Annotated in this window: 17 protein-coding genes and 1 pseudogene; 9 read left to right on the top strand and 9 right to left on the bottom strand. The window is 65.5% G+C overall.

Annotation, left to right across the window (positions count from 1 at the left end):
• Positions 1–135 precede the first annotated feature (135 nt).
• Together ACWIGI_RS22960 and clpB are read right to left on the bottom strand one after the other, a co-directional pair.
• Positions 136–996, bottom strand: coding sequence for a DUF5666 domain-containing protein (locus ACWIGI_RS22960; RefSeq protein ID WP_454204490.1), 861 nt, complete (start codon positions 994–996; stop codon positions 136–138).
• 88 nt (positions 997–1,084) lie between these two features.
• Positions 1,085–3,640 (bottom strand): ATP-dependent chaperone ClpB, encoded by a 2,556-nt coding sequence (gene clpB, locus ACWIGI_RS22955; RefSeq protein ID WP_454204489.1) that lies wholly within the window; start codon positions 3,638–3,640, stop codon positions 1,085–1,087.
• A 246-nt stretch (positions 3,641–3,886) separates the two neighbouring features.
• Here clpB and ACWIGI_RS22950 point away from each other — a divergent pair, with 246 nt between their 5' ends.
• The 3 genes from ACWIGI_RS22950 to ACWIGI_RS22940 all read left to right on the top strand — a co-directional run bounded on the left by ACWIGI_RS22950 (position 3,887) and on the right by ACWIGI_RS22940 (position 7,006).
• On the top strand, positions 3,887–4,864 hold the full coding sequence (locus tag ACWIGI_RS22950) for an NADP-dependent oxidoreductase (RefSeq protein ID WP_454204488.1): 978 nt from the start codon (positions 3,887–3,889) through the stop codon (positions 4,862–4,864).
• Positions 4,865–4,998: 134 nt separating this feature from the next.
• Positions 4,999–6,159, top strand: a complete 1,161-nt coding sequence (locus ACWIGI_RS22945) for an FAD-binding oxidoreductase (protein ID WP_454204487.1) — start codon at positions 4,999–5,001, stop codon at positions 6,157–6,159.
• Between the two features lie 61 nt (positions 6,160–6,220).
• A complete protein-coding gene (locus ACWIGI_RS22940; protein WP_454204486.1) occupies positions 6,221–7,006 on the top strand; it encodes an FAD-binding oxidoreductase in 786 nt (261 codons plus the stop codon).
• A gap of 33 nt (positions 7,007–7,039) precedes the next feature.
• Here ACWIGI_RS22940 and ACWIGI_RS22935 read toward each other — a convergent pair whose 3' ends face one another.
• Complete coding sequence (locus tag ACWIGI_RS22935) at positions 7,040–7,345, bottom strand: DUF4351 domain-containing protein (protein WP_454204617.1); 306 nt, start codon at positions 7,343–7,345, stop codon at positions 7,040–7,042.
• Between the two features lie 160 nt (positions 7,346–7,505).
• A pseudogene (locus ACWIGI_RS22930) lies at positions 7,506–7,958 on the bottom strand (Rpn family recombination-promoting nuclease/putative transposase); the annotation flags it as partial.
• 256 nt (positions 7,959–8,214) lie between these two features.
• Here ACWIGI_RS22930 and ACWIGI_RS22925 point away from each other — a divergent pair.
• From ACWIGI_RS22925 to ACWIGI_RS22900, 6 genes are all read left to right on the top strand, one after another.
• The gene (locus ACWIGI_RS22925; protein WP_454204485.1) at positions 8,215–8,634 is read left to right on the top strand and encodes a DUF7919 family protein; all 420 of its coding nucleotides are present in this window, start codon (positions 8,215–8,217) and stop codon (positions 8,632–8,634) included.
• A 103-nt stretch (positions 8,635–8,737) separates the two neighbouring features.
• A complete protein-coding gene (locus tag ACWIGI_RS22920; protein ID WP_454204484.1) occupies positions 8,738–9,166 on the top strand; it encodes a hypothetical protein in 429 nt (142 codons plus the stop codon).
• Positions 9,163–9,510, top strand: a complete 348-nt coding sequence (locus ACWIGI_RS22915; protein ID WP_454204483.1) for a YbaB/EbfC family nucleoid-associated protein — start codon at positions 9,163–9,165, stop codon at positions 9,508–9,510. The genes ACWIGI_RS22920 and ACWIGI_RS22915 overlap by 4 nt, the downstream gene beginning before the upstream one ends.
• A gap of 77 nt (positions 9,511–9,587) precedes the next feature.
• Positions 9,588–10,256: a hypothetical protein gene (locus ACWIGI_RS22910; RefSeq protein WP_454204482.1), complete on the top strand. Its 669-nt coding sequence runs from the start codon at positions 9,588–9,590 to the stop codon at positions 10,254–10,256.
• Positions 10,257–10,263: 7 nt separating this feature from the next.
• The gene (locus ACWIGI_RS22905; protein ID WP_454204481.1) at positions 10,264–16,548 is read left to right on the top strand and encodes a putative T7SS-secreted protein; all 6,285 of its coding nucleotides are present in this window, start codon (positions 10,264–10,266) and stop codon (positions 16,546–16,548) included.
• A 469-nt stretch (positions 16,549–17,017) separates the two neighbouring features.
• Positions 17,018–17,536 (top strand): hypothetical protein, encoded by a 519-nt coding sequence (locus ACWIGI_RS22900; RefSeq protein WP_454204480.1) that lies wholly within the window; start codon positions 17,018–17,020, stop codon positions 17,534–17,536.
• A 192-nt stretch (positions 17,537–17,728) separates the two neighbouring features.
• Here the strand turns inward: ACWIGI_RS22900 and ACWIGI_RS22895 are convergent, their stop codons facing one another.
• From ACWIGI_RS22895 to dnaK, 5 genes are all read right to left on the bottom strand, one after another.
• On the bottom strand, positions 17,729–18,901 hold the full coding sequence (locus tag ACWIGI_RS22895; RefSeq protein WP_454204479.1) for a globin domain-containing protein: 1,173 nt from the start codon (positions 18,899–18,901) through the stop codon (positions 17,729–17,731).
• Between the two features lie 554 nt (positions 18,902–19,455).
• The gene (locus ACWIGI_RS22890) at positions 19,456–19,854 is read right to left on the bottom strand and encodes a heat shock protein transcriptional repressor HspR (RefSeq protein ID WP_454204478.1); all 399 of its coding nucleotides are present in this window, start codon (positions 19,852–19,854) and stop codon (positions 19,456–19,458) included.
• Entirely contained in the window at positions 19,854–21,023 is a 1,170-nt protein-coding gene (dnaJ, locus tag ACWIGI_RS22885) for a molecular chaperone DnaJ (RefSeq protein ID WP_454204477.1), read from the bottom strand. The genes ACWIGI_RS22890 and dnaJ overlap by 1 nt, the downstream gene beginning before the upstream one ends.
• Before the next feature lie 72 nt (positions 21,024–21,095).
• Positions 21,096–21,701, bottom strand: a complete 606-nt coding sequence (gene grpE, locus ACWIGI_RS22880) for a nucleotide exchange factor GrpE (protein ID WP_454204476.1) — start codon at positions 21,699–21,701, stop codon at positions 21,096–21,098.
• The gene (gene dnaK, locus ACWIGI_RS22875) at positions 21,698–23,536 is read right to left on the bottom strand and encodes a molecular chaperone DnaK (protein WP_454204475.1); all 1,839 of its coding nucleotides are present in this window, start codon (positions 23,534–23,536) and stop codon (positions 21,698–21,700) included. The genes grpE and dnaK overlap by 4 nt, the downstream gene beginning before the upstream one ends.
• Positions 23,537–23,786: the final 250 nt, after the last annotated feature.

Genomic DNA, 23,786 nt, shown 5'->3' with positions numbered 1-23,786 from the left:
CAGCCGGGCGGTTGATTGCCCGGTGCGCTCTGCCATTTTCGCTCGCCACTGCGCGCCGAGCGGATTCGCCCGCGCACAACGGCACCGGGCAGGAACGGTTTTCGGGACCGGGTATGGATAACCGGCTTCGTGCGTTCATCGGGTTCCACCGGGCAGTGACGTGCTGATGATGACCTTGGCCTGGATGGAGCCGTCGGCGCCCTTGTCGCCCTGCACCATGACCATCTCACCCACCGGCAGATCCGCCACCTTCGTGCTACCGAGCGAAATCACCTGTGTCTCATCGTCGGTGTGCACGGTCACCGTAGTACCGGCCAGCGTCGTCATGGTCAGGGTGGTGCCATCATTGGCGGCGATGGTGCCCATGTTCGCACCGAGCGAATCGATGTCGCCCAGACCGGGAATCTGCGGCACCCCGCTGGGCAGCGGCTGCGAGGAGGTGTTCGGATTGGAGGGGAACACGAAACTGGGGGCCGCCGTGGTACCTCCGGCGGTGGTTGATTCGGGCGTATTGCGGTTGGCCAGTAGCACTCCCACCGCCACGCCGATCACCGCGATGCCCGCGAGGGCGGCCAGCCCGAGTCCGATCCACAGCCCGGTCCGGCGCGGCGGTTCCGGGGCGGGCGGGCGCGGAAAACCGGCGGGCGGGTAACCGCCCGGCGCGCCCGGGCCGCCCGGATAACTCGGCGGCGGCGGCGCGTATCCGCCCGCGGTGTCGTAGGTGCTCGTCGGCGCGTACCCGGCTCCGGCCGCGTAGGTGGCCGTCGGCTCGTAGCCCGCACCCGCTTCGTATCCGCCCCAGCCCGCGTCGTACGGCGGTATGACGCGGGTGGCTTCCGGGCCGGGTACCTGCCCGAAATACTCGGTCGGCCCGTACGCGCCCGCGGGATCGGAGGTGTGCCCGACCGGCCCGGCGGCGGACTCGACCTTCTCGGTCGGACCGTCCCCCGGGCTCACGTCGGGCCGCCGCGCCCACGGATCGCTCGGATTCGTCATGACCTCCAGACTAGGCTGCCGAGCTCTCCGCAGCCGCGAACTCGACCGAGCGGTGTGCTCTTCGCAACCACCCGGCCGAGTTCGGAGATCACCTGCCCACGATGAGGTGATCGCCGTCCGAGCTCACGTTCACCTTGACCGTGTCACCGTCCTTGATCTCCCCGGCCAGCAGCTCCTTGGCGAGGGTGTCGCCGATGGACTGCTGGATGAGCCGGCGCAGCGGACGGGCGCCGTAGGCCGGGTCGTAACCCCGCACCGCGAGCCAGAACCGCGCCGAATCGGACACCTCGAGTTCGAGCCGGCGTTGGGCGAGCCGCTTCTGCAGCTGATCCAGCTGGATGTCGACGATGCCCTCGAGCTGCTCCTCGTCGAGCGGATGGAACATCACCACGTCGTCGAGCCGGTTCAGGAACTCCGGTTTGAACGCCGCGCGAATCGCGTTCATCACCATGTCCTGCGAGCCGCCCGCGCCCAGATTCGAGGTGAGAATCAGGATGGTGTTGCGGAAGTCGACCGTGCGACCCTGGCTGTCGGTGAGCCGGCCTTCGTCGAGCACCTGCAGCAGGATGTCGAACACGTCCGGGTGCGCCTTCTCGATCTCGTCGAAGAGCACCACGGTGTAGGGCCGACGCCGCACGGCCTCGGTGAGCTGACCGCCCTGGTCGTAGCCGACGTAGCCGGGGGGCGCGCCGACGAGCCGGGCCACCGAGTGCTTCTCGGAGTACTCGCTCATGTCGATGCGCACCATGGCGCGTTCGTCGTCGAACAGGAAGTCCGCCAGCGCTTTCGCGAGTTCGGTCTTGCCGACGCCGGTGGGGCCGACGAACAGGAACGAGCCCGTGGGCCGGTTGGGATCGGCGACCCCGGCGCGTGCCCGGCGCACCGCGTCGGACACCGCCCGCACCGGTTCACGCTGACCGATGACGCGCCGCTCGAGCTCCTCCTCCATGCGGAGCAGCTTCTGCGTCTCGCCCTCCATCATGCGACCGACCGGGATGCCGGTCCACGCCGAGACCACCTCGGCGATGTCGTCCGGTCCGACCTCCTCCTTGAGCATGACCTCGCCGTCGGCGGCGGCTCCGGCCTTGGCCTCGGCCGCGTCGAGTTCCTTCTCCAGCGCGGGAATTCGGCCGTACCGGAGTTCGGCCGCGGTGCCCAGATCGCCGTCGCGTTCGGCGCGCTCGGACTCGCCGCGCAGGTTCTCCAGCTGCTCCTTGAGCACGCGCACCGAATCGATGGCCTGCTTCTCGTTCTGCCAGCGGGTCATGAGCTGGTTCAGGACCTCGCGGTCGTCGGCGAGTTCGGAACGCAGCTTCTCGAGCCGGGCCTTGGACGCCTCGTCGGTCTCCTTGGCGAGGGCGACCTCCTCGATCTCGAGCCTGCGCACCGCGCGTTCGACCTCGTCGATCTCCACCGGCCGCGAATCGATCTCCATGCGCAGCCGCGACGCGGCCTCGTCGACCAGGTCGATGGCCTTGTCCGGCAGGAAGCGCGAGGTGATGTACCGGTCCGAGAGCGTCGCGGCGGCGACCAGCGCCGAGTCGGTGATGCGCACGCCGTGGTGCACCTCGTACCGCTCGTTGAGTCCGCGCAGGATGCCGACGGTGTCCGCCACCGACGGTTCGCCGACCAGCACCTGTTGGAACCGGCGTTCCAGGGCCGGGTCCTTCTCGATGTGCTGGCGGTATTCGTCGAGGGTGGTCGCGCCGACCAGGCGCAGTTCGCCGCGCGCGAGCATCGGCTTGATCATGTTCCCGGCGTCCATGGCGGACTCGCCGGTCGCGCCCGCGCCGACGATCGTGTGCAGCTCGTCGATGAACGTGATGATCTGGCCCGCACTGGATTTGATCTCCTCCAGCACCGCCTTCAACCGCTCCTCGAACTCGCCGCGGTACTTCGCGCCCGCGACCATGGCGCCCAGATCCAGCGAGACCAGCTTCTTGCCGCGCAGCGATTCGGGCACATCCCCGGCGATGATGCGCTGGGCCAGGCCCTCCACGATGGCGGTCTTGCCGACGCCGGGTTCGCCGATGAGTACCGGGTTGTTCTTGGTGCGCCGCGACAGGACCTGCACCACGCGCCGAATCTCGTTGTCGCGCCCGATGACCGGGTCGAGTTTGCCCTCGCGGGCCTGCGCGGTCAGGTCGGTGGAGTACTTCTCCAGCGCCTGGTAGCTGCCCTCGGGGTCGGCGGTGGTGACGCGGGCGTTGCCGCGCACGGCGGTGAAGGCCTCGCGCAGGGCGTCGGCGGTCGCGCCGTACTTCAGCAGCAGCTGCGAGACGTCCGAGTCACCGGCGGCCAGGCCGACCATGAGGTGTTCGGTGGAGACGTATTCGTCGCCCATCTCGGTAGCCAGGCGCTGGGAGGCGGTGACCGCGGCGAGCGCCTCGCGCCCCAGATTCGGGGTGGTGGTGGCGCCGGAGGCCCGGGGCAGCCGGTCGACGATGTCCTGTGCCTCGCCCCGCACCGTCGCGGGGTCGACGCCCACGGCCTTGAGCAGCGGTGCGGCGATGCCGTCGGTCTGATCCAGCAGCGCGACCAACAGGTGCGCGGGCCGGATCTCCGGATTGCCGGCCGCCGAGGCCGCTCCCAAGGCGGCGGTCAGGGCCGCCTGAGTCTTGGTGGTGGGATTGAACGAGTCCACAAGTCCCCTTTCCTACTGTTTGCTCTGCCGGGTTCAACGCAGTAGAAGTTGAGTCTGTTCCGCTCAAGTTCAATATTTTCAGGCCCCGCCGCACTGCACCCTCACGCTACTCGCCACGCAACCGAGCGAATGGCCCGAATCACGGTGCACACGGGGCATATCGGCCTACGATGAGGCCGTTCGTTGACGCATCACCCGCTCGTCCCATGCTCGGCTCGGAACACACCCCGAACGAATGGAGCAGCAATGCGCGCGATCGTGGTTCGTGAATTCGGCGGCAAGGCCGAGGTCACCGAGATGCCCACCCCCGAGGCCGGGCCCGGGACCCTGCAGATCCAGCTCGACGCCGCCGGGGTGAACCCCTTCGACAAGCGCATCATCGACGGCTTCCTGGACGGCAAGCTCCCGCACGAGTTCCCGCTCATCCCCGGCGTCGACGGCGCGGGCGTCATCACCTCGGTCGGGGCGGGCATCGAGGACTTCGGGGTCGGCGATCGCGTGGTCGGCAAGTTCCTGATCCCGCCGGTGGGGCACGGCACCTTCGCCGAGTACATCGTGGTGCCGTCGAACTCGATCATCGCCAAGATCCCGGATTCGGTGACCTCCATCCAGGCCGCGGCGCTGCCCACCGCCGGCATCACCGCGCTGGATCTGGTGCACGCCGCGGCGCTCGGCGACGGGCAGCGGGTACTGGTGGTCGGCGCGTCCGGCGGCGTGGGTTCCTACCTGGTGCAGCTGGCCGCGCTGGCGGGCGCGCACGTCATCGCCACCGCCCGGCCCGACGACACCGACCGCATGATCCGGCTGGGTGCGGCCGAGGTGGTCGACTACGGGCGGATGCCGGTGGGTGACTCCCCCACTCGCGAGCAGAACTCCCCGCTCTCGGTCGCCGATTCGGTGCGCATGAGCACACCCGGCGGCATCGACGTGCTCTTCGATCTGGTGAGCGATCCGGCCGGATTCGCCGAGAACGCGGCCCTCGTGCGGGAGGGCGGCGCGGCCTACACGACGGTCGGGTCCGCGGGCGGGGCCGATCTGCGGGGCCGCGGTATCCGGGGCGGGGATTTCGAATCCTCCGGCGGCGCACCGGAATTGCGAGAACTGCTGCGCGATGTGGGCAACGGGGATCTGGTGGTGCCGATCGACGCCACCCCGCCGCTGGACGGAGCGCCGGAAGTTATCGGCGCATCCGGTGCGCGTGGTAAGACGGTGCTCGTCATCTGAGGGCGCGGGCGTGCAAATGGGTGAGCTCCGGCTATATCCGTGCGACCACCGTTTTTTCAGGGATACTTGACGCGGAGGACGCCCTGGAACCGGGTGCGTCCGGGGTACAGCACACGAAAGGAATGTTCGACGTCGTGGATGCGCGTTCGGCAGCGCTGGTCCGCGCAAACTTCCGGACAGTCGTAGAGGCACCGCACGGGCCCGAACGGCTGATCAGCGCGTTCTACGGTCACCTCTTCGCAGAGATTCCCGGCCTCCGGGAACTCTTTCCCTCCGCCATGGACATGCAGCCCAAGCGGCTGATGACGGCCATCCAGTTCGTTCTGGACAATCTCGAGGACTGGGACCGGGCACAGCGCTTCCTGGAGCAACTCGCGCGTGACCATCGCAAGTACGGTGTGGAGGCCGCCCACTACGACATGGCGGGACGGGCGCTGCTCGCGGCGTTCCGCAGCTACAACGGCACCGGGTACTGGAGCCGGGAGCTCGAGCAGGGATGGCAGGACATCACCATCCTGATCTCGGCGTCGATGGCGATCGGCGCGAACTCCGACAAGTCGCAGCCCTACTGGGAGGCGACGGTGGTCGGGCACCGGCGCGTGGTGGACGATCTGGCCATCGTGCGACTGCAGTCCGACACCCCGATTCCGTATCAGGCCGGGCAGTACGTGCCCATCGCCATTCCGCAGCGGCCGAAGATGTGGCGGTATCTGTCCCCGGCGATTCCGACCAACCCGTACGGCGAGATCGAGTTCCACGTGCGCAAGGTGCGCACCGGCTGGGTGAGTCCCGCCATCATCAACGAGACCGAGGTGGGCGACCGCTGGATGATCGCCGCGCCGCTGGGCGGGCTGCACGTGGATCTGCGCAGCCGCCGCGATGTGCTGATGATCAGTTCCGGCACCGGCATCGCGCCGATTCGGGCGCAGCTCATCGAAATGGGCAGGCGCGGCATCAATCCGCGCGTGCACCTGTTCATGGGCGGGCGTTATCCGTGCGATCTCTACGACGTGGAGAACCTCTGGCAGCTGTCGCAGAGCAATCCGTGGTTGACGGTTATTCCGGTGTGCGAGAACGAAACCAATCCGTGGTGGCATCCGTACGCGCCCGCCGATCCGCCGTTCGGCATGCATCGGCGGCTGATCGGTAACCTGGGCGCGGTGGTGGCGAGTTTCGGCGCGTGGGAGGACCGGCAGATTCAGATCGCCGGGTCCGCGCGCATGATCGCCGACACCAAACGGGCGTTGATGGCGGTCGGCACCCCCGAGCGCAACATCAGCACCGATCCGGTGTAGGTCGCTCGGGCGAACAGCCCTGCGGGACAATGGTTTTCAGTAGAACTGTCAGGAGTGTGCGGTGACCCTCGACCCCGATCAGACCGGTGAGATCCCCCTCGGCCCGGTGACCGAATGGACCGCCACCGTGGTCGGCGTGCACCGGCTGCGCGAGGACACCACGGTGATCCGCCTGATCGGCGAGTTCGTGCCCTGCGCTCCCGGTCAGTCGGTGGAGGTGCGCACCCCGCAGCACCCGAACATGGTGCGCCGCATGTATTCCGCGCTGCCCCCGTCCCTGGACGGCAAGCTGGAGTTCCACGTCCGCACGGTCCCCGGCGGCTGGTGCAGCGGTTCCCTGGTCGCGGACACCCGAGCGGGCGACGAGTGGCGGATCACCGCCCCCGCCGGCTGGCTGGCGGTCCACGAGGCCGCCGCGGAGTTGATCATGGTGGCCGACGGCGTGGGCCTGGCTCCCCTGCGCGCCCTCCTGCTGGATCTGACCCGCCGCCCCCACCCGCCCCGCACCCACCTGTTCGTCGGCGCCCGCTATCCCCGCGACCTCTACGCCGCCGACATGCTGGCCCTGCTCGGCAACGAACTCCCCTGGCTGACAATAGTTCCCGTGGTGGATTCCGATACGGACCCCGCCCACCCCGACCCCTGGTACGACGAGTGCCGCGTGGACATAGGCTTCCGCCCCGAGGAGCTGGTCCCCGGCCCCCTGGCCGAGGCCCTGTCCCGCTTCGCGCCCCTGGATCACCAGCAGATCCTGGTCTGCGGCGGCACGACGGCCGTGGAGACGACGGTCGACATCCTCGTGGATACGGGCACTCCGTTGGAGAACATCCGCTACGAGGCTTTCTAAGGAACCGCCGAGCCGGTTCCCGGGACAAGCCGCCTATTCGGCGACTACCTCAGCCAAGCTGGCCGCGGTAAGGACGCGGCGCCCCATCTCCTGCAACCGCGCCGAACTCTGCGCACGGATCGCGTCGGCCACAGGATCCGGTACCGGCCCGAACCGCTGCGACAACTGCTCGATCAGCATCTCGGCACGGCCCTCCGCGCGGCCCTCGACCCGGCCTTCGACGCGGAGCCGATCTGCGGTCGTCACGAATGCCTCCTTGATTTCGGGTCCGAGCTGATCGATAACAGGCAGTAGATCGCCCACAACAGTATCTCCCACCACCAGGATGTACTCCAGCACACGATCGACCTCCGCCGAGGTCAGAGTCGTCAGGTCCGCGATCAACCCCGACAAGTCCCGTTCGAGGTGCCGATTCCCCGGCGCGCTCTTGAGCGAGCAGCGTCAACGTCACCCGGACCCGCGCCGGACGCCGGGCCAGCAGCGCGGCCACATCGACCGTGGCCAGATCATCGAGCAGGAATCCCATCCGCGGCAACACCCCGGACAGCGCCGACGCCATCGCGGGCTCGACATCGATCAAATCCGCTACCTGGATCGAGTGGCTCCACGGCTTCCCATCGGTGCCCGCGTGCACCACGACCGGTATCACCGCCGGCAAGCGCTTCGCGTCGGGGTTCGTCTCCAGATACCGCTCCCAGATCCGCACCACGTACGCCAGCATCCGGAACGCCATGAGGGGATCGGACCTGCGCTGATGTTCGAGCAACACGTACACCAACGCGTCCCGGCCCGCCCAACGGGTCGCGAACAGGACATCGCTGAACCGAGCCCGTAGCTCCGCCGTGACGAAGCTACACGACTGTGGCTGCATCCACGCCCAATCGATCTGCGCGGCAACCGCTTCCGGCAACACCGCCCGCAACTCCCCAGCGACGGCATCGGGATGTGACATCATTTGCCGGAACAGTGCATCGTGTGGTTTGTCCGGTCGCTTCGGATCCCCCGACCCCTTCGGCGTCTTGGCCATGACGGGAAACTACCCGCAAACCAGCACCGCCACAGCAGATTACGCCGATGTCCGAAACTCCCCCACTCCCGCTCTACCGCCCTGATCCTCGTCCCGACCAACCGGACAGTCACAGTGATGCAGCAAGATTCGAAGCATCCGCGCCGAGCAGGTTGGATCCCCCGCAACAGATGATCACCTCATGTATTTCCCGGACCTGAGTCCCTACGTCTACGGCGTCGCCCCTCCTGGCGACGATGTCGCCCTCAACGTCGGTTGGCTTGCGATCGCCGAGCCTTTCACCGTCGGCGAGCCCCCGCCCGGGTTCGTCGACGCCCTCCGCCGCCTGACGAGAGCCCCGGTAGCCAAGACCCGCGGCTATCACTGGTGCGAGTACTGCCTCGCGGACCTCGTCCCGCCAACCGACCCCGCAGCGGACGGGCGGTCCATTCACCGTGAGTTGGAGTCCAGGAACGCACTGGGCAACGGCGAGATCGCGGTCCGCGGTTCCGCCGGCACCTCCTTCCACGCCCCGGTCATGATCGCCCACTACGTCACGGACCACGGTTATCTACCGCCGGAGGAGTTCGTGACAGCAGTCCTCGAAAACGGTCCGGCGTAAAACACCGAGCGCTCGGCAGCTTCCCTGCGATGCGCACCTCACACCTGTCCGGAAGCGCATCCGCGAGGCGACTCGACTACGCTCCGGGTCAGGGCCGCAGGGGGTGGCATATTGGCCCAGGAGGAAAGCGATGGTTGAGCAGAACGCGGGAATTCTCGCGCTTCGTACCGAGATCGACGCCTTCTACCAGGGGTTCGGTGATCCGACCGCCTTGCAGAAGGCATACCGAGCGGCGGTCCTGGTGGTGCCGTTGGCCGCCGGCGACCGGATTCGAATTTCCACATACGCCGGGATGGAATGGATCTGCGCCTTCACCGGCGTCGAAGAATACGGCCGGTGGCTATCGCGGCGCGATGAGTTGCAGCCCGATATCGACTACCCCTATCACACACTCAGCGGATGGCGTCTCGCCGACTATGCGGCCGGATCCCCGAAACCGACGGGGGTGACGGTGGACATAGCGGGTTCCGCGCCGATGGTTTTTCCGCCCACCGTGGCGGAATCCGCTGATTCCGGGGGCGGCGCACGATGAACACCGAGCAACGCGCGGCCGACGTTCGGCGGGTTGACGACGCGATGACGAAAGTCCGCGGGCGGGCGCAGGAAACACGAGGTCTGGTCGCCGTCGAAACCGATGCGTACGGAACGATCACCGAGTTGTTCATCTCGCCGGATGCCTTGAAAGCCGACGCCGCACGACTCGCCGCGGTGATTTCGCGCTGCCATCGAGAAGCGCGGGAGGACGCCGAGGCCGAGGCGGCACGCCTGCTGACGCAACTGTCGGACAGCGGCCGCCCGGCAGCACCGGCTCACACGGCCACCGATCTCGATCGCTGGGAGGAGGACGCTCCGCTTCGAATCATCGACCGGATGTAGTCGTAGTCGAGTTGGATTTGGCACGGCGGTAAGCAGTCACGGCCATGCCGGGGGAATTCTGATGAAGGGTGTTCACAGTGTCTGGTGATGAGTTGCGGGTCGATCCGGCCGCGTTGACGCAGACGGCCCAGGGCATCACGGGAATGATCGATGCGCTGTCGGAGGTCGGGTTCAAGGAAACCGCCGCTTCCGGCCGCGGTTTGGCGTTGCTGACGTTGTCGGCTCTGGAGGCGGGCAAGCAGTCGGTGCAGACCGAGTTCGAGTCCTATACCGAGCGGTGGTCATGGGGTGTGCGGGCGCTCGTGCAGGCGGGTAACGAGATCGCGAAAGCGCTGGGGTTGGCGGCGGGCCGCTACAACGCGATGGAGACCAAGGCCGAGAACGCCTTCAAGGTGATGTGGACCAACATGGTCGGCAACCCGTATTTGAGCAAAGACGAGATCGCCAAGCAGGATTGGGGCGACACGTTCTCCGACAATCCGTTCAATCATATGGTCAACCCCGATTACAGCCGTGAGTCGTTCGATCGCGCGGCCATCGCGGCGCAGATGAATTGGGAGATCATCCAGGCCGTCGGCCCGCAGGCCGCCGCCAATCTGGGTGTGGTGGGCAATCCGGCGTCGGTGGTCACCACACCCGACGGAGCGCCGGCTCCGGGCTGGAATACGGGTGCGTCCGCTCAGGTCGAGCAAATCCAGGCCAAGTATCAGCCGCTGTTGAATCCGGAAGCCGGACAGGGGAAGTAATCCGCACGTGGGTATCGGGGACTGGCTCGGGGACAAAGTAAATCAGATCGGGAACGCGGTCGAGAATGCCGCCGAGACCGTCGTAGCCAAGGCAGGCGAGGCGGTCGACGACTACCTGGACAGCAGCGCGGGCATCGCGCGTGATCTCGGGTTGGATTCGCTCGGTGAAGGTCTCGACGATCTCGGCGACAAGGTGTCCTCGGCCCTGGGTGGGCAGGTCGAGGAACGCGAACTCGAGGAGACCGAGGATCCGAAGGAGCTGATCCGGGGCGAACCGTCGGCGATCACCGAGGCGGGGACCGGTCTGGGGAAGTTGTCGACCGCGGCGGACCAGACCGGTGCGGGATTGCGCTCGGTGGGCAATATCGGCGACTGGGTGGGTGCGGGCGCCGACGGGTACAAGGTGGGGTTCACGCCGCAGCCCACCAAATGGCTCGAGGCCGCGGACGCGTTCACCGACGCCAAAACCGCGCTGGACGCGTGGTCAGCCGCGGTGTCCGCGGCTCAAGGGGTGGCCGCGGACGCGGTCACGCAGTGGAAAGCGGCCGTGCAGGAACGCCGGCGGGTGCTTACCCGGTGGAATTCGCTGACCGACGAACAGAAGTCCTCGACCAAGGTCGTCGATACCTGGTCACCGATGTTCCAAGCCGCCCGAGACACCCTCGCGCGAGCCCGAACCAACCGCGACACCGCTGCCGCGCAGGCGGTTACGGCCATCGCGGCGGCGAAGGCGACCGCGCCGGAAGAGCCGCCGTTCATCTCGCGGATGTCCGCCAACATCGAAGACCTCGGGGATATCGGCGAATACGCACGACTGAGCTTCAGCGACGGCTTGTTGACCGCCGCGTCGGGCCTGGTCCAGTTCGTACGCCAGCTCAATCCCAACGACCCGTACAACCTCACCCATCCCGGGAAGTACCAGGAGAACCTGGCGAATCTGGCCGGGGGTCTGGTGGCCACCGCCGCGGATCCCGGCCCGGCTGTCGACAAGATGATCGACTACGCCGCGGCCAACCCGTTCGAAGCGCTCGGCGCGGTGACCTTCGAGGCCATGACCGCCATCCCAACCGGCGGCGCGGGCTTGGCCGCCAAACCCGCGTCGCTGGTCAGCAAGCTCGACAACCTCGCACCGTCCGGGCGTGGGGCACCGCATGTTCCGGCACGCACTCCCGAGCCGGTCCGCGCGGCACCGGATAATTCCGCCCCGCGCGCGGACACTCACCCGAACGGTGATGGTGGTGCACCGCACCGAGATTCGCCGGACCCGAGCGCTGGTCAGCCTCGGAATTCCGACGCACCGGCCACTGACGCACCGCGGTCCGATGTGCCACCGCAGGATCGAGGCGCGGGCGCCGCACCGGATTCGGGTCGTCCCGACCCGAATGTGCAGGCCGCGCCACATGATCAACCCGCTCCCGTCCGGGAACAGCCCAACACGCGAGAGAGCGCCGACGACAACGGCGGCGGGCAGGTCGACGTGCCCGCTGAACAACCACGCGCCAGCCCTGACTCTCCCGCGACGCGCCCCGAAGCACCGGACGATGCACCCGCTCCGCGCAGCGAGGCCCCCGCGACGGCTCCCGCGCGCGCTGATGACCCGTCCACGCCCGGCACCCGGCCGGACTCCGATCCACCGGACCCTGCCCCGGACACCTACACCCCGCCGAAGGAAGTCGACCAGACCCCCGACGCGCCGGCTCAACGGCCGAACGAGTCTCCCGTCGGACCCGCGCGGGCCGATGATCCGGCCACACCCGGCACGGATCCGGCCGCGAACCGCCCGGACTCCGCCCCCAACCGCCCGGACTCGGAGCAGGTACCGAACCGGCCCACGGATGAGGCGCCCCGGTCGCCGGACCGCACCGATCCCACCACGAACGAACCGCGCACCACAGGGCCGGCACATACCGATCCCGGCGCGAACAGTCCCGGCCACCAGGCGAATCCGGATTCCGCCCGCACCGATAACCCCGCATCCACCAATCCCAAGGACACCGAACCCACCGTCCGCACGGACAATCCGCATACCCAATCCGCCGCCACAACACCGACATCACCGGTGCGAGACGCACCCTCACCCACCACACGGCCCGATCCGTCAGCGGGCCCGGCCCGCACCCCGGACAACCCGTCCGGCCGAGGTCCCGCACAGGCGAAGCCCCACGCCCCCAAGCCCGAACCCGCGACGCGCCCCACCCCGGAGAGTCCGGCCGGTCCGCGACCGCACCCGGGCGACAACACAGCGCCGAGAAGCAACCTCGACTCGGGCCCCGACGCGCGCCCGCGCCCCGAGGGACCGGACACACCTCGGCGAGACACCACCCCCGAAAACCGGCCCAGCCCTGAACCGGAGCCGAAACCCGACCCTCCGCGCGGGCGGGAACCGGACCCGAACGGTGACCGAGACGGCATTCCAGATCGGAAGGATCCCAACCAGCGCGAAGGCGATGGGCCTGACGAACCGAAGAACGATCCGAACACCGGTCGCGACGACACGGACTCCGATGCCGATCAGCCAACAGATCGGACCGATTCCAACGAAGGTGCGAAAGAGGCCGCGAACGATCCCGCCCGGACCCAAACCGATGACCAGGTAGCCAAGTGCAATGACCCCGTCGACGCGGCGACCGGCGAATTTTTGCTTCCTGAAACAGATCTCACGCTCCCGGGCGTGCTGCCACTGGTCCTCACCCGCCGACACCGCTCGAACCACCGCTGGGGCCGCTGGTTCGGCCCATCCTGGTCATCGACCCTGGATATGCGAGTGGTCGTTGACGAGGACCAGATCACCTTCATCGGCGAGGACGGCCTGCTCCTGGCCTTCCCCCACGCCGAGCCCGGAATCGCGATGCCACCGCTGGCTGGCGGCTCCCAATACACCTGCGTGCGTACAGAATCCGGCACGTACCGGGTAGCCGACCCCGAACGCGAGATCGTCTGGCACTTCACGACCGATCCCGCCCACGAAACGATCGGCACTCGCCTCGGGGAGTACACGATCTCGGCGATCACCGACCGGCATAGAAACAGAATTCGCTTCCACTACGACTTCGACGGCGCACCGACCGCACTCACCCACACCGGCGGCTACCACGTCGAGATCACCACCGATCCGGCAATCGGACGGGTCACGGCCCTTGCTGTCGTCGATACCACCCAATCCATCAGCACCGTTGGAGATCTCGACCGAGATCGAGCCACATCCGAATCGCTCACCAATGAAGCACCCCGCCTAGTAGTCCGCCGGTTCGGTTATGACGCAGGCAATCTCACCGCGGTCACCAACGGCGTCAACGCCACAACGCGCTACACCTATGACGATCTCGCGCGCATGCTGTCCTGGACCGACTCACGCGGCACCTCGATGGTCAACACCTATGACAGCGCCGGCCGAGTAATCCTGCAGCAAGGCACCGATGGCATCCTCAGCTCCGCTTTCGAGTACATCGACTATCCCGACGGCTCCGGCCACCTGACCCGCCACATCAATTCCCAAGGCGCGGTCACCACTCGCGGGTTCGACCACGACCTCCGCGTCCGCGACATCATGGACCCGATCGGAGCACATACCCGCTTTGACTACAACTCCGAGCGTCGGCCGCTCCGGGTTACCGCCCCTGATAGCGCAATAACTTGCTATAGCTACTCGCAAGAAGGCGACATCACTCGTGTCGTTCGCCCTGATGGCCTTGCAGCTGACATCACCTACGCTTGGCGAAACCGTCCCGAGTCGATCAGATACCCTGACGGCAGCATCGAGCATCGGGAGTGGGATGCGCTTGGCAATCTTGCCGCAGTCACAGACTCAGGTGGAGCGCGCACCTCGTACACCTATCACTCATCGGGCGCCATCGCCACAGTGACCAAAACTAACGGTGCCACAACACATTTCGAAGTCGACAAAGCTGGCCTACTGGTCGGTGTCATCGACCCGTTGGGCGCATTGACGACGATTGACCGCGATGTATTCGGACGCCCTATACGAATCAGCAGTCCTCTCGGTGCCACTCATACTCAGAGTTGGACGCCCTCTGGCCGCCCACTTGAACGCATCTCACCGGATGGCCACACTGAGATTTGGTCCTACGATGGCGAGGGCAATGTCCTCACTCACACGAATTCCGCTGGTGGAGTCACCCGGTTCAGCTATGGATCCTTCGACCTATTGATGGCCCGTACGGATCCGGCTGGAGCCACCACCACCTACTCCTGGGACACCGAACGTCGCCTCACCGGCGTCACTAACCCCAACGGTCAAACGTGGCACTACTGCTATGATTTAGCGGGGCGGATGATCTCGCAAACCGACTACAACGGGGCGACAACCGAATACACCCACGACGACAACGGCCGTATTAGTTCAGTCACGCCCGCCACCGGAGTCACTCTCTACCACACACACGACGTTCTCGGCCGACTCACTGCAATCGCCAGCGATTCCGGCGATTGGATTCGCTACGTACATGATCCTTCCGGTCGCATTCGCAGCGTCTCTAATGGCGGTTGTGCCGAGACCTCCACTCACACCTTAAATTTCACCTACAACGCCGCGGGCAAACTATCTTCCCAACAGCTCGATACCCATCCGCCGATGCTCTTCGAGCGGGACAACTTGGCCAGGCGTACCCGTCGTACGTCCCCCACCGGAGCCGAAACACGTTGGCACTACGACCATGCCAGCCGCCCATCCGGGCTCACTGCTGACGATCATGACATAGCGTTTACCCATGACGTCGCAGGCAGATTAATCCGCTGGCGACTCGACGAGTTGGCAATCGAGAACGACTACACGCTGGCTGGCCGCCTACGTCTCCAGACAGTGACCGGTTATCCAACTCGTCTCCTCAACCTGGGTGTTGACTCTCGCGGCACCTCAAGCGTTTCCCCCAAGCCTCTCCGTTCCGATGAATACGATTGGCGCCCAGACGGATACATCACCCGCCACACGACCCATCGAATTGGACACCGCTCCCTGCAGCGGAACTACGCCCTCGATTCGGTGGGACGAGTAGCAGCCCTGACATACGACGGAATAATCACCGAAAACTACGCCTACGACCCACTAGGCAACATCACCAACAGCATGACTTCTCACCAGAGTTCTACCGAAACAAGTTCTCAGGACACAGCCTACGCTCTACCTGCAGCGGATGAATCTCCAGGTCGCGAATATACGAAGAACCTGCTAATTCAGGATGGCAGAAACCGCTACCACTATGATCCGGCTGGCCGACTGACACGCAAGATAATCACTTGCGCTTCACACAAAGAGCACACCTGGCACTATCAATATAATAGCTTCGACCAGCTTACCGATGTTTGGACGCCGGATAACCAACGGTGGCACTACACATACGATGGCTACGGTCGTCGAACGTCAAAACAGCGCATTTCCACAACCGGACAAATCCTGGAACGCATTGATTACGTATGGGATGGAAATCACCTAATCGAAGAGGTCGCCGACGATGCGACCACTCGTTGGCAGTATTTGCCCGGCACTTTCACTCCGCTCACACAAGAAATCGATCGGTCATCGACTGGCCAGACCTTCAATGCCATTGTCAGCGACGCGGTCGGGCAACCGTCAGAGCTATACGATCCCAGCACGGCGAGTTCCGTCGGTAACAGAAGTAGCAACTTGTGGGGCGAAACCGATTGGAGAGGCGCGGCCTCGACAAAACTTCGGTTCCCCGGGCAGATTTACGACCCTGAGACCGGACTTCACTATAATTTGCATCGTATATACGATCCGGCAACCGGCCGATACAACACCACCGATCCCTTAGGATTGGTAGCAGCTCCCAACCCAAGCACCTACCCTCATAATACGACCAAATGGATCGACCCGCTTGGACTAATACCGAACGGTTGCAGAAATGGAGGAAGTTGGGATATCGACGAAGAACCGTATCTATACAGAGGAATTCCATATGCGGATCAAGGAACGCAGTTCCAACCGTGGATGCGGTGGGCCTACGATAATGCCATGCAGGGCATAGCAGAGCCGCGGTGGGGACGGGTCGCAGACGCAAACACTCATGCAGGTGGGGATACCGATAGCTCCTTCACATCGTGGACCACTGATCACGATGGCGTTGCACTCGACGTGAGCCTAGAAAGTAGCAGTGGCCCCGGCGTCGTAATGCGAATACCGAACGCAGATGGGCCCGGCTATCATCGTGTTCCTGGCGTAAGATATACCTATACCGAGTTCGAAGTGACCATACTCGGCAACGTCTATGGTGCAGAAATAAGCATCAACGGAGGGCCATGGATACGACCGAATTGACTACGCTAGTCAATACCGCAATACTCGAAGGGAGGATTAATGAGCACGCACTAGTCGGAATCGATTCAAATTCTACGATTACAAAGAGTTCAATTTCCACCTCCACTCTCTTGAGTATATATACTCGCCGCCTGCGGCGCACGCCAGAGGGCACCGAACTTCGTTCTCATACATATAATCTGGTCAACTTTCTTCAGGAGCTCAACGAGAGCCGCCTTTCAATGTTGCACATATACAAACAGGATGGCGGATCGACAACTTTTCTAGCATCCGAAGATGGCAATACGGTCCTTTATTGGATGACAGTGTCGGACTCATAGAGCATCTGACTGAAACTGTATAGAAATCACCCTCGGCTCACCACATGTAGGGCGCAAAGCTACACTTCCGCTGGACTTCCTAGAAACGCTTGAACCAGCAGGCCTTGGCCTGCAAGCGGAGAACGCCTGCAACCTCCGACAGGCACACCGTGGAGCATTCTCTCTATTGTTCGGTGACAAAGACGCAGGCGGCAATGAAACTAGTATTAGCGGGACACACCCCGGAAACGCTGGAACCGTGGCGCGCAGCATTTCATGATGACGAGAGGGTCGAATTCCGGGTCGGCGGCCTGCCCGGCATCGGGTTCGCATGTGATGCGCAGATTGTTCCGGCGTTCCTGGCGCATGATCGTTACGGCGGTGTCCCCGAATACGATTCCGCCCAGGTGCTGGTGAACACGCGTGGGGACGGCGGGCCCGGCCTGATCGTCGCGACCCCCATGTACGGCCCGATGACCCGGTGGGAGGGAAGCGAGGACGCGGCCCGTGAGCGTGTCGCCGAACTGTTCGAGGCCAGTTTCGACGAGATCGATCGATACAACTCGAACGCCGGGGGCGACAGCGGAATCAACCGCGTCCTCATCCTGGTCACCGCGATGGGTTTCGAGGGCTTGGGAAGTGCGGCGAGCAGCGGCGGACTCCGGCGCGCCGTCGAGGGGCGAACATGACAGGCAAGTCAAGGCTGGACTGCGGCTGATTCGCCGAGAACCCGACAGCTCCTCGTTCGCGGCGACGGCTGCGCCATTCGTCTGAAAAGCACTCGGCGCGAAAGCTTTACGCGCCAGGTGAACGAAAGTTGGTGAACCCGCGCCGCTGCCAGTCGTACGACAGCGGCGCGGGGGTTTGGGGGGGACCTGCGGCTAGAACAGGGGATCGTGGCGGATGTTCTTCGTCGAGATCCCGGCGGCCATCAGGCGGAACTTCGTCGTCTGGACCATCGAGGGGGCGCCTACTATCTGGACGTCGCGATCTTCCCAGGCGCCGAAGCTGGCCACTATCTTGCCTATCTGGCCTACCCGGCGGGGTTCCAGGCCGGGGTAGTCTTTCGGCTCCTCCGTCGAGGTGTCGAAGTGCCACCAGGGGTTTTCTTCGCTCTCGGTGACGGGGTGGACTGTCAGCCACTTGTTCGCCTGGGCCAGTTGGCTCAGGACCTCGAGATCGTAGAGGTCGCAGGGGTAGTGGCCGCCCACGAAGATGTCGACCTTCGGGTTCGAGCGGCGCTGGGTCATCGACATCAGCTGGGCGCGCAGGGGAGCTATGCCGGTGCCGCAGCCGACCATCAGCATCTTGCGGCGGGTGTTGCGGGGGACGCCGAGGCCGCCGAGGGGGGAACCGATCAGCCAGCGCTCGCCGACCTTCGTGTGGCCGACCATCGCGGGGCTCACCCAGCCGCCGGTGACGCCGCGGATGTGGAACTCGATCTCGCCGCTGGGATTCGAGGGAATCGCGGGTGAGAGATAGCGCCACATCCGGGGGCGCGAGGGCACCTGCACGCTCATGTACTGGCCGGCCGCGTACTGCATGGGCTGATCCAGTTGCAGGCGCACGATCGCGAGATTGCGCAGCACCTCGCGATGTTCGATGACGGTGCCCGTCCACACCGGCGGGGTGCTCTCGGAATCGGCGGCGCCGATCATGGTGTCGGCGATGACGCCGAGCCCGGCGTCCCACGCCTGTTCGACCTCGTCTGTCCACATCTCGGTGCCGGCGTAGGCCTGCATGGCGGCCTTCAGTGATTTGGCCACCGCCGCATAGTGTTCGGCGACGACACCGTACTTGCGGTGGTCGCGGCCGAGTTGCGCGAGGAACGGCAGGAGCTTGTTCGGCTCCTCCAGCCTGTCGACCACGTAGGCGATGGCCTTGACGAGCCTGTCGCGCTGCGCGTCCAGGGCCGCGGGGAAGAAATCCCGCACCTGGGGGTAATCGGTGAAGAGGATCGCATAGAAGGATCGAGCGAGTTTTTCGGGGCCGCCCTCCTCCGCAGCAACCGCCTTGAACGTCGTTCTTATCAATGCGACGGTCCGCGAATCCATTTGTGTCACAACCCCATTTCGCACTCGAACACAGGCGAATCCGGCGAGTGCAGTGCTGCGGGACACTCGACAGCAGCCGTTGGTGAGCAAGTGTAGGCGAGGTTTGCCAGCAACGGAACGGGACCTTTCAAACACACCCCTGCAATTCCCTGAAAACCAGGCGAAGGCGAGCAATTACCCCACAAAACAGACTGATCAACTAGGACACGCCGCGCGACACGGGTTTTCACCCATAGATCCTGCGTGATCCGTTTTGCAAGACTCAGAAATCGAGCGACCCCACCGCAACCGCGCCGGTTCCGAAATCCCCTTGTCGCTCACGACAAATGAAACAAACTTCGCAATTTCCCAACCGACCGGTCTAATTGTATTACCCAGAAGCCCCCGGCGCCACACGCTTGCACCCCGCCCGCCATTTTTTCGCTCCCCACTACCGAATCCAGCACATTGCCTGCAACAAACCGCATCAGTGCGAACACCACCGAGCGCTCCCACCCGGAAACGAGAACAGCGCCCCGGATTCCGGGGCGCTGTTCATCACTGACCGACTACCGCTACGGCAGATTCCGCCGATGCCGCGGCTGCCACACCACCAGCGCCGTACTGCGCTGCGGCGGCGACAGATCCGGCCGGTACCCCGCCCGCAACCGCTCCACCTCGGCGCCGAGTTCGGCGACCCGCTGCTGTAGCTCCTCGACCTGATTGGTGAGCTCGATGATCCGTTTGATGCCCGCCAGGTTGACGCCCTCGTCCTGGGACAACCGCTGCACCTCGCGCAGCAGCTGCACATCACGGTCCGAGTAGCGCCGGCCGCCGCCGGACGTGCGTTGCGGCGACACCAGACCCAGGCGGTCATAGGTGCGCAGCGTCTGGGCGTGCATGCCTGCCAGCTGCGCCGCCACCGAGATCAGGAAGTACTGCGCCTCGGTGGCCTTGTTCGGATCATGACTCATTACGCACCTGCCCATCCAGCACGCGGATCGAAGCCACTGGTCTTCTCCGCCTCCGCGTAGCGCCGCAGCGCCTCGGTGGCATCGTCGTCCAGCTTCTGCGGGATCGCGACCTTGACGGTGACGAGCAGATCGCCCGCGCCGCCGTCGCGCTTGGACACACCGCGCCCGCGCACGCGCAGGGTGCGGCCGTCGGCGGTGCCCGGGGGCACCTTCACACCGACCCGGCCCTCCAGCGTCGGCACCGAAACGGTTGTCCCCAGCACCAGTTCGCTGTAGCTGACCGGCAGCACCAGGGTCAGGTCGTCGCCGTTGCGGCCGAAGACCTTGTCCTGGCTGACGTGCACGGTGACGAACAGATCGCCGGGCGGCGCGCCCCGCAGACCCGCTTCGCCCTGGCCCGCCAGCCGGATCCGCTGCCCGTCGCGCACGCCCGGGGGAATGCGCACGGTAATGGTGCGGGTCCGGTTCTGGATGCCGGCGCCCCGGCAGTCGACGCACGGGTCGTCGATGATCGACCCGGTGCCCCGGCAGTCGTCGCACGGTTCGCTGAACCCGAACGCGCCCTGGTTCCGGCTGACGACGCCGGTTCCGTTGCAGTGCGGGCACACTCGCGGACTGGTGCCGGGCTTGGCGCCGCTGCCGTGACAGGTCGTGCACGCGGCCGGGCTGGTCATGCGCAGCGGCACCGTCACGCCCTGGGCGGCCTCGCGGAAGCCCAGGGTCGTCTCGGTCTCCACGTCGCTGCCGCGGCGCGGCCGCGAGGTGCGGGTGCCGCCCCGGTTGAACAGTCCGCCGAGGATGTCGCCGAGGCCGCCGTCGGCGCCGCCGGGCTGCGCCCCGCCGAAGATGTCACCGAGATTGAAGTCGCCGGAGAACCCGCCGCCCTGGGTGTAGCCACCGCCGGGCGAGAAGCCGCCGCGGCCGAAACCACCGCTGGCGAAGAGCTTTCGCGCTTCGTCGTACTCCTTGCGCTTCTCCGGATCCGACAGCACGGCGTGCGCCTCGCTGACGGTCTTGAACCGCTCCTCGGCCTTGGTGTCACCCGGGTTCTTGTCCGGGTGCAGGTCGCGGGCGAGTTTGCGGTACGCCTTCTTGATCTCTTCGGGGGTCGCGCCGGAGGCGATACCCAGCTCCTTGTAGAAGTCCTTCTCGAGCCACTCCCGATTCACCGGGCATCCCCTCCTTTCGATTCGATCGACACCGGGACCGGTGTCCGGACCCCGGTCGGGGTCGCTGTCGTATTACTCGACGCCAGCGGCATCGGGACCGCCGTTCGCCGGGTCCGACGCGGGTGCGTCGTTCAGATCTGCCACCGCGTCGGTGACACCGACCAGTGCGTGCCGCAGGACGCGATCGCCGAAGCGGTAGCCCTTGCGCATGACCATGCCGAGCACCGGATCGTGACCCGAGCCCTCGTGCTGCACGGCCTCGTGCAGGGTCGGGTCGAAAGGTTCACCCTCCGAACCGAAGTCCTGCAGGCCCTGCTTCTGCAGCGCGGTGACCAGCTTGTCCGCGACGGACTTGAGCGGTCCGGTCTCGAGGTCGCCGTGCGCGCGCGCCCGGTCGAGATCGTCGAGCACCGGGAGCAATTCGCTCACGATGGTCGCCTTGGCGTTGTCGATGGTGGCCTGACGGTCCCGCTCGACGCGGCGGCGGTAGTTGGCGTATTCGGCGGTGAGCCGCTGCAGATCCGATGTGCGCTCGGCGAGTTCGGCGCTGATCGCGTCGGCGAGCGAATCCTCGCTCAGCGCATCTGCGGCCGAAGCCGCGGCGAATTCCTCCGCCGCGGCCTCGCCTACCTCACCCGAGACCGTAGTCGGCTCCTGCTCCGGGTTCGGATTCGTCACTTCTTCTCCGGCTCCTCGACGACCTCGGCGTCCACGACGGTGTCATCGGCGTCCGGCGCGCCCTGGCCGTTGGCCGAAGCGCCCTGCTCCTGCGCCGAGGCCTCGTAGATGGCCTGGCCCAGCGCCTGCGACTCGGTCGCGAGCTTCTCCACCGCGGTCTTGATGACCGCGATGTCGGTGCCCTTGAGCGCCTCGTTCGCCTCGGCGATGGCCGCCTCGACCTTGGTCTTGATGTCGGCCGGGACCTTGTCCTCGTTGTCCTTGATGAACTTCTCGGTCTGGTGCACCAGCGACTCGGCCTGGTTGCGGGTCTCGGCCTCTTCGCGACGGGCCTTGTCCTCCGAAGCGTGCGCCTCGGCGTCCTTGACCATGCGATCGATCTCTTCCTTGGACAGACCGGAGCCGTCCTGGATCTTGATCGTGTTCTCCTTGCCCGTGCCCTTGTCCTTGGCGGTCACGTGCACGATGCCGTTGGCGTCGATGTCGAAGATGACCTCGATCTGCGGCACGCCGCGCGGGGCCGGCGGGATGCCGGTCAGCTCGAAGGAGCCCAGGAGCTTGTTGTGCGAAGCGATTTCGCGCTCGCCCTGGAAGACCTGGATCTGCACGGACGGCTGGTTGTCGTCGGCCGTGGTGAAGGTCTCGGACCGCTTGGTCGGGATCGTGGTGTTGCGCTCGATGAGCTTGGTCATCACGCCGCCCTTGGTCTCGATGCCCAGCGACAGCGGGGTGACATCGAGCAGCAGGACGTCCTTGACCTCGCCCTTGAGCACGCCGGCCTGCAGGGCGGCGCCGACGGCGACGACCTCGTCCGGGTTCACGCCCTTGTTGGGCTCACGGCCGCCGGTCAGCTCCTTGACCAGCTCCGACACGGCGGGCATACGGGTCGAACCACCAACGAGGACAACGTGATCGATGTCGCCGACGGCGATGCCCGCGTCCTTGATGACGGACTGGAAGGGCTTGCGGGTGCGGTCCAGCAGATCAGCGGTGATCTTCTGGAACTCGGCGCGGGTCAGCTGCTCGTCGAGGAACAGCGGGTTCTTGTCCGCGTCGACCGTGATGTAGGGCAGGTTGATCGAGGTCGACTGCGAGGACGACAGTTCGATCTTGGCCTTCTCCGCGGCCTCGCGCAGGCGCTGCAGGGCCATCTTGTCCTTGGTCAGGTCGATGCCCGAGGACGCCTTGAACTTGTCGACCAGCCAGGTCACGACGCGCTCGTCCCAGTCGTCGCCACCGAGGTGGTTGTCACCGGAGGTCGCGCGGACCTCGACGACGCCCTCGCCGATGTCGAGCAGCGAGACGTCGAAGGTGCCGCCACCGAGGTCGAAGACCAGGATGGACTGTTCCTTGTCGCCCTTGTCCAGGCCGTACGCCAGCGCCGCCGCGGTGGGCTCGTTGACGATGCGCAGGACGTTGAGGCCCGCGATCTGGCCGGCTTCCTTGGTCGCCTGGCGCTGCGCGTCCTCGAAGTAGGCGGGGACAGTGATGACCGCGTCGGTGATCTCCTCACCGAGGTACGCCTCGGCGTCGCGCTTCAGCTTCATCAGCGTGCGCGCGGAGATCTCCTGCGGGGTGTACTTCTTGCCGTCGATCTCGACGGTCCAGTCCTCGCCCATGTGGCGCTTGACCGAACGAATCGTGCGATCGACGTTGGTGACCGCCTGGTTCTTCGCGGGCTGACCCACGAGAACCTCGCCGTTCTTGGCGAAGGCGACGATCGAGGGGGTGGTGCGCGAACCCTCCGAGTTGGCTACGACTACCGGCTCACCGCCTTCGAGAACGGCGATGACCGAGTTCGTGGTCCCGAGGTCGATACCGACCGCACGAGCCATGGTGTTTCCTCCTAGTTGATTACCTGCGTCCATGCCACTGGACCGACCCCGCGGGGTGGTCCACAGCAACACTGAGCGTGGTCGGCTCAATCCTGCATCGATCTCTGTCCCGATGCAACTCTAACTTGAGTCGAACTCACTCAACTTGTGTCTGATCTGCACCAACGAGCGACCTCAGAGATGTATTCCCGGGTGCGAAAAATTTCCCGGGGCGGTGGGCCGAGGGTCATTGTGTGCATACCGAACGGTC

It is taken from the genome of Nocardia sp. NPDC055321, from assembly GCF_053645575.1.
The sequence above is the reverse complement of the archived record's forward strand: the minus strand, read 5'-3'. Positions and strand labels throughout refer to the sequence as shown.

What these genes read in the sequence shown, in the direction of transcription:
- ACWIGI_RS22960 (WP_454204490.1), bottom strand. Translation starts at nt 996, where the DNA reads ATGACGAATCCGAGCGATCCGTGGGCGCGGCGGCCCGACGTGAGCCCG.
- ACWIGI_RS22950 (WP_454204488.1), top strand. Translation starts at nt 3,887, where the DNA reads ATGCGCGCGATCGTGGTTCGTGAATTCGGCGGCAAGGCCGAGGTCACC.
- ACWIGI_RS22925 (WP_454204485.1), top strand. Translation starts at nt 8,215, where the DNA reads ATGTATTTCCCGGACCTGAGTCCCTACGTCTACGGCGTCGCCCCTCCT.
- ACWIGI_RS22915 (WP_454204483.1), top strand. Translation starts at nt 9,163, where the DNA reads ATGAACACCGAGCAACGCGCGGCCGACGTTCGGCGGGTTGACGACGCG.
- ACWIGI_RS22895 (WP_454204479.1), bottom strand. Translation starts at nt 18,901, where the DNA reads ATGGATTCGCGGACCGTCGCATTGATAAGAACGACGTTCAAGGCGGTT.
- ACWIGI_RS22890 (WP_454204478.1), bottom strand. Translation starts at nt 19,854, where the DNA reads ATGAGTCATGATCCGAACAAGGCCACCGAGGCGCAGTACTTCCTGATC.
- dnaK (WP_454204475.1), bottom strand. Translation starts at nt 23,536, where the DNA reads ATGGCTCGTGCGGTCGGTATCGACCTCGGGACCACGAACTCGGTCATC.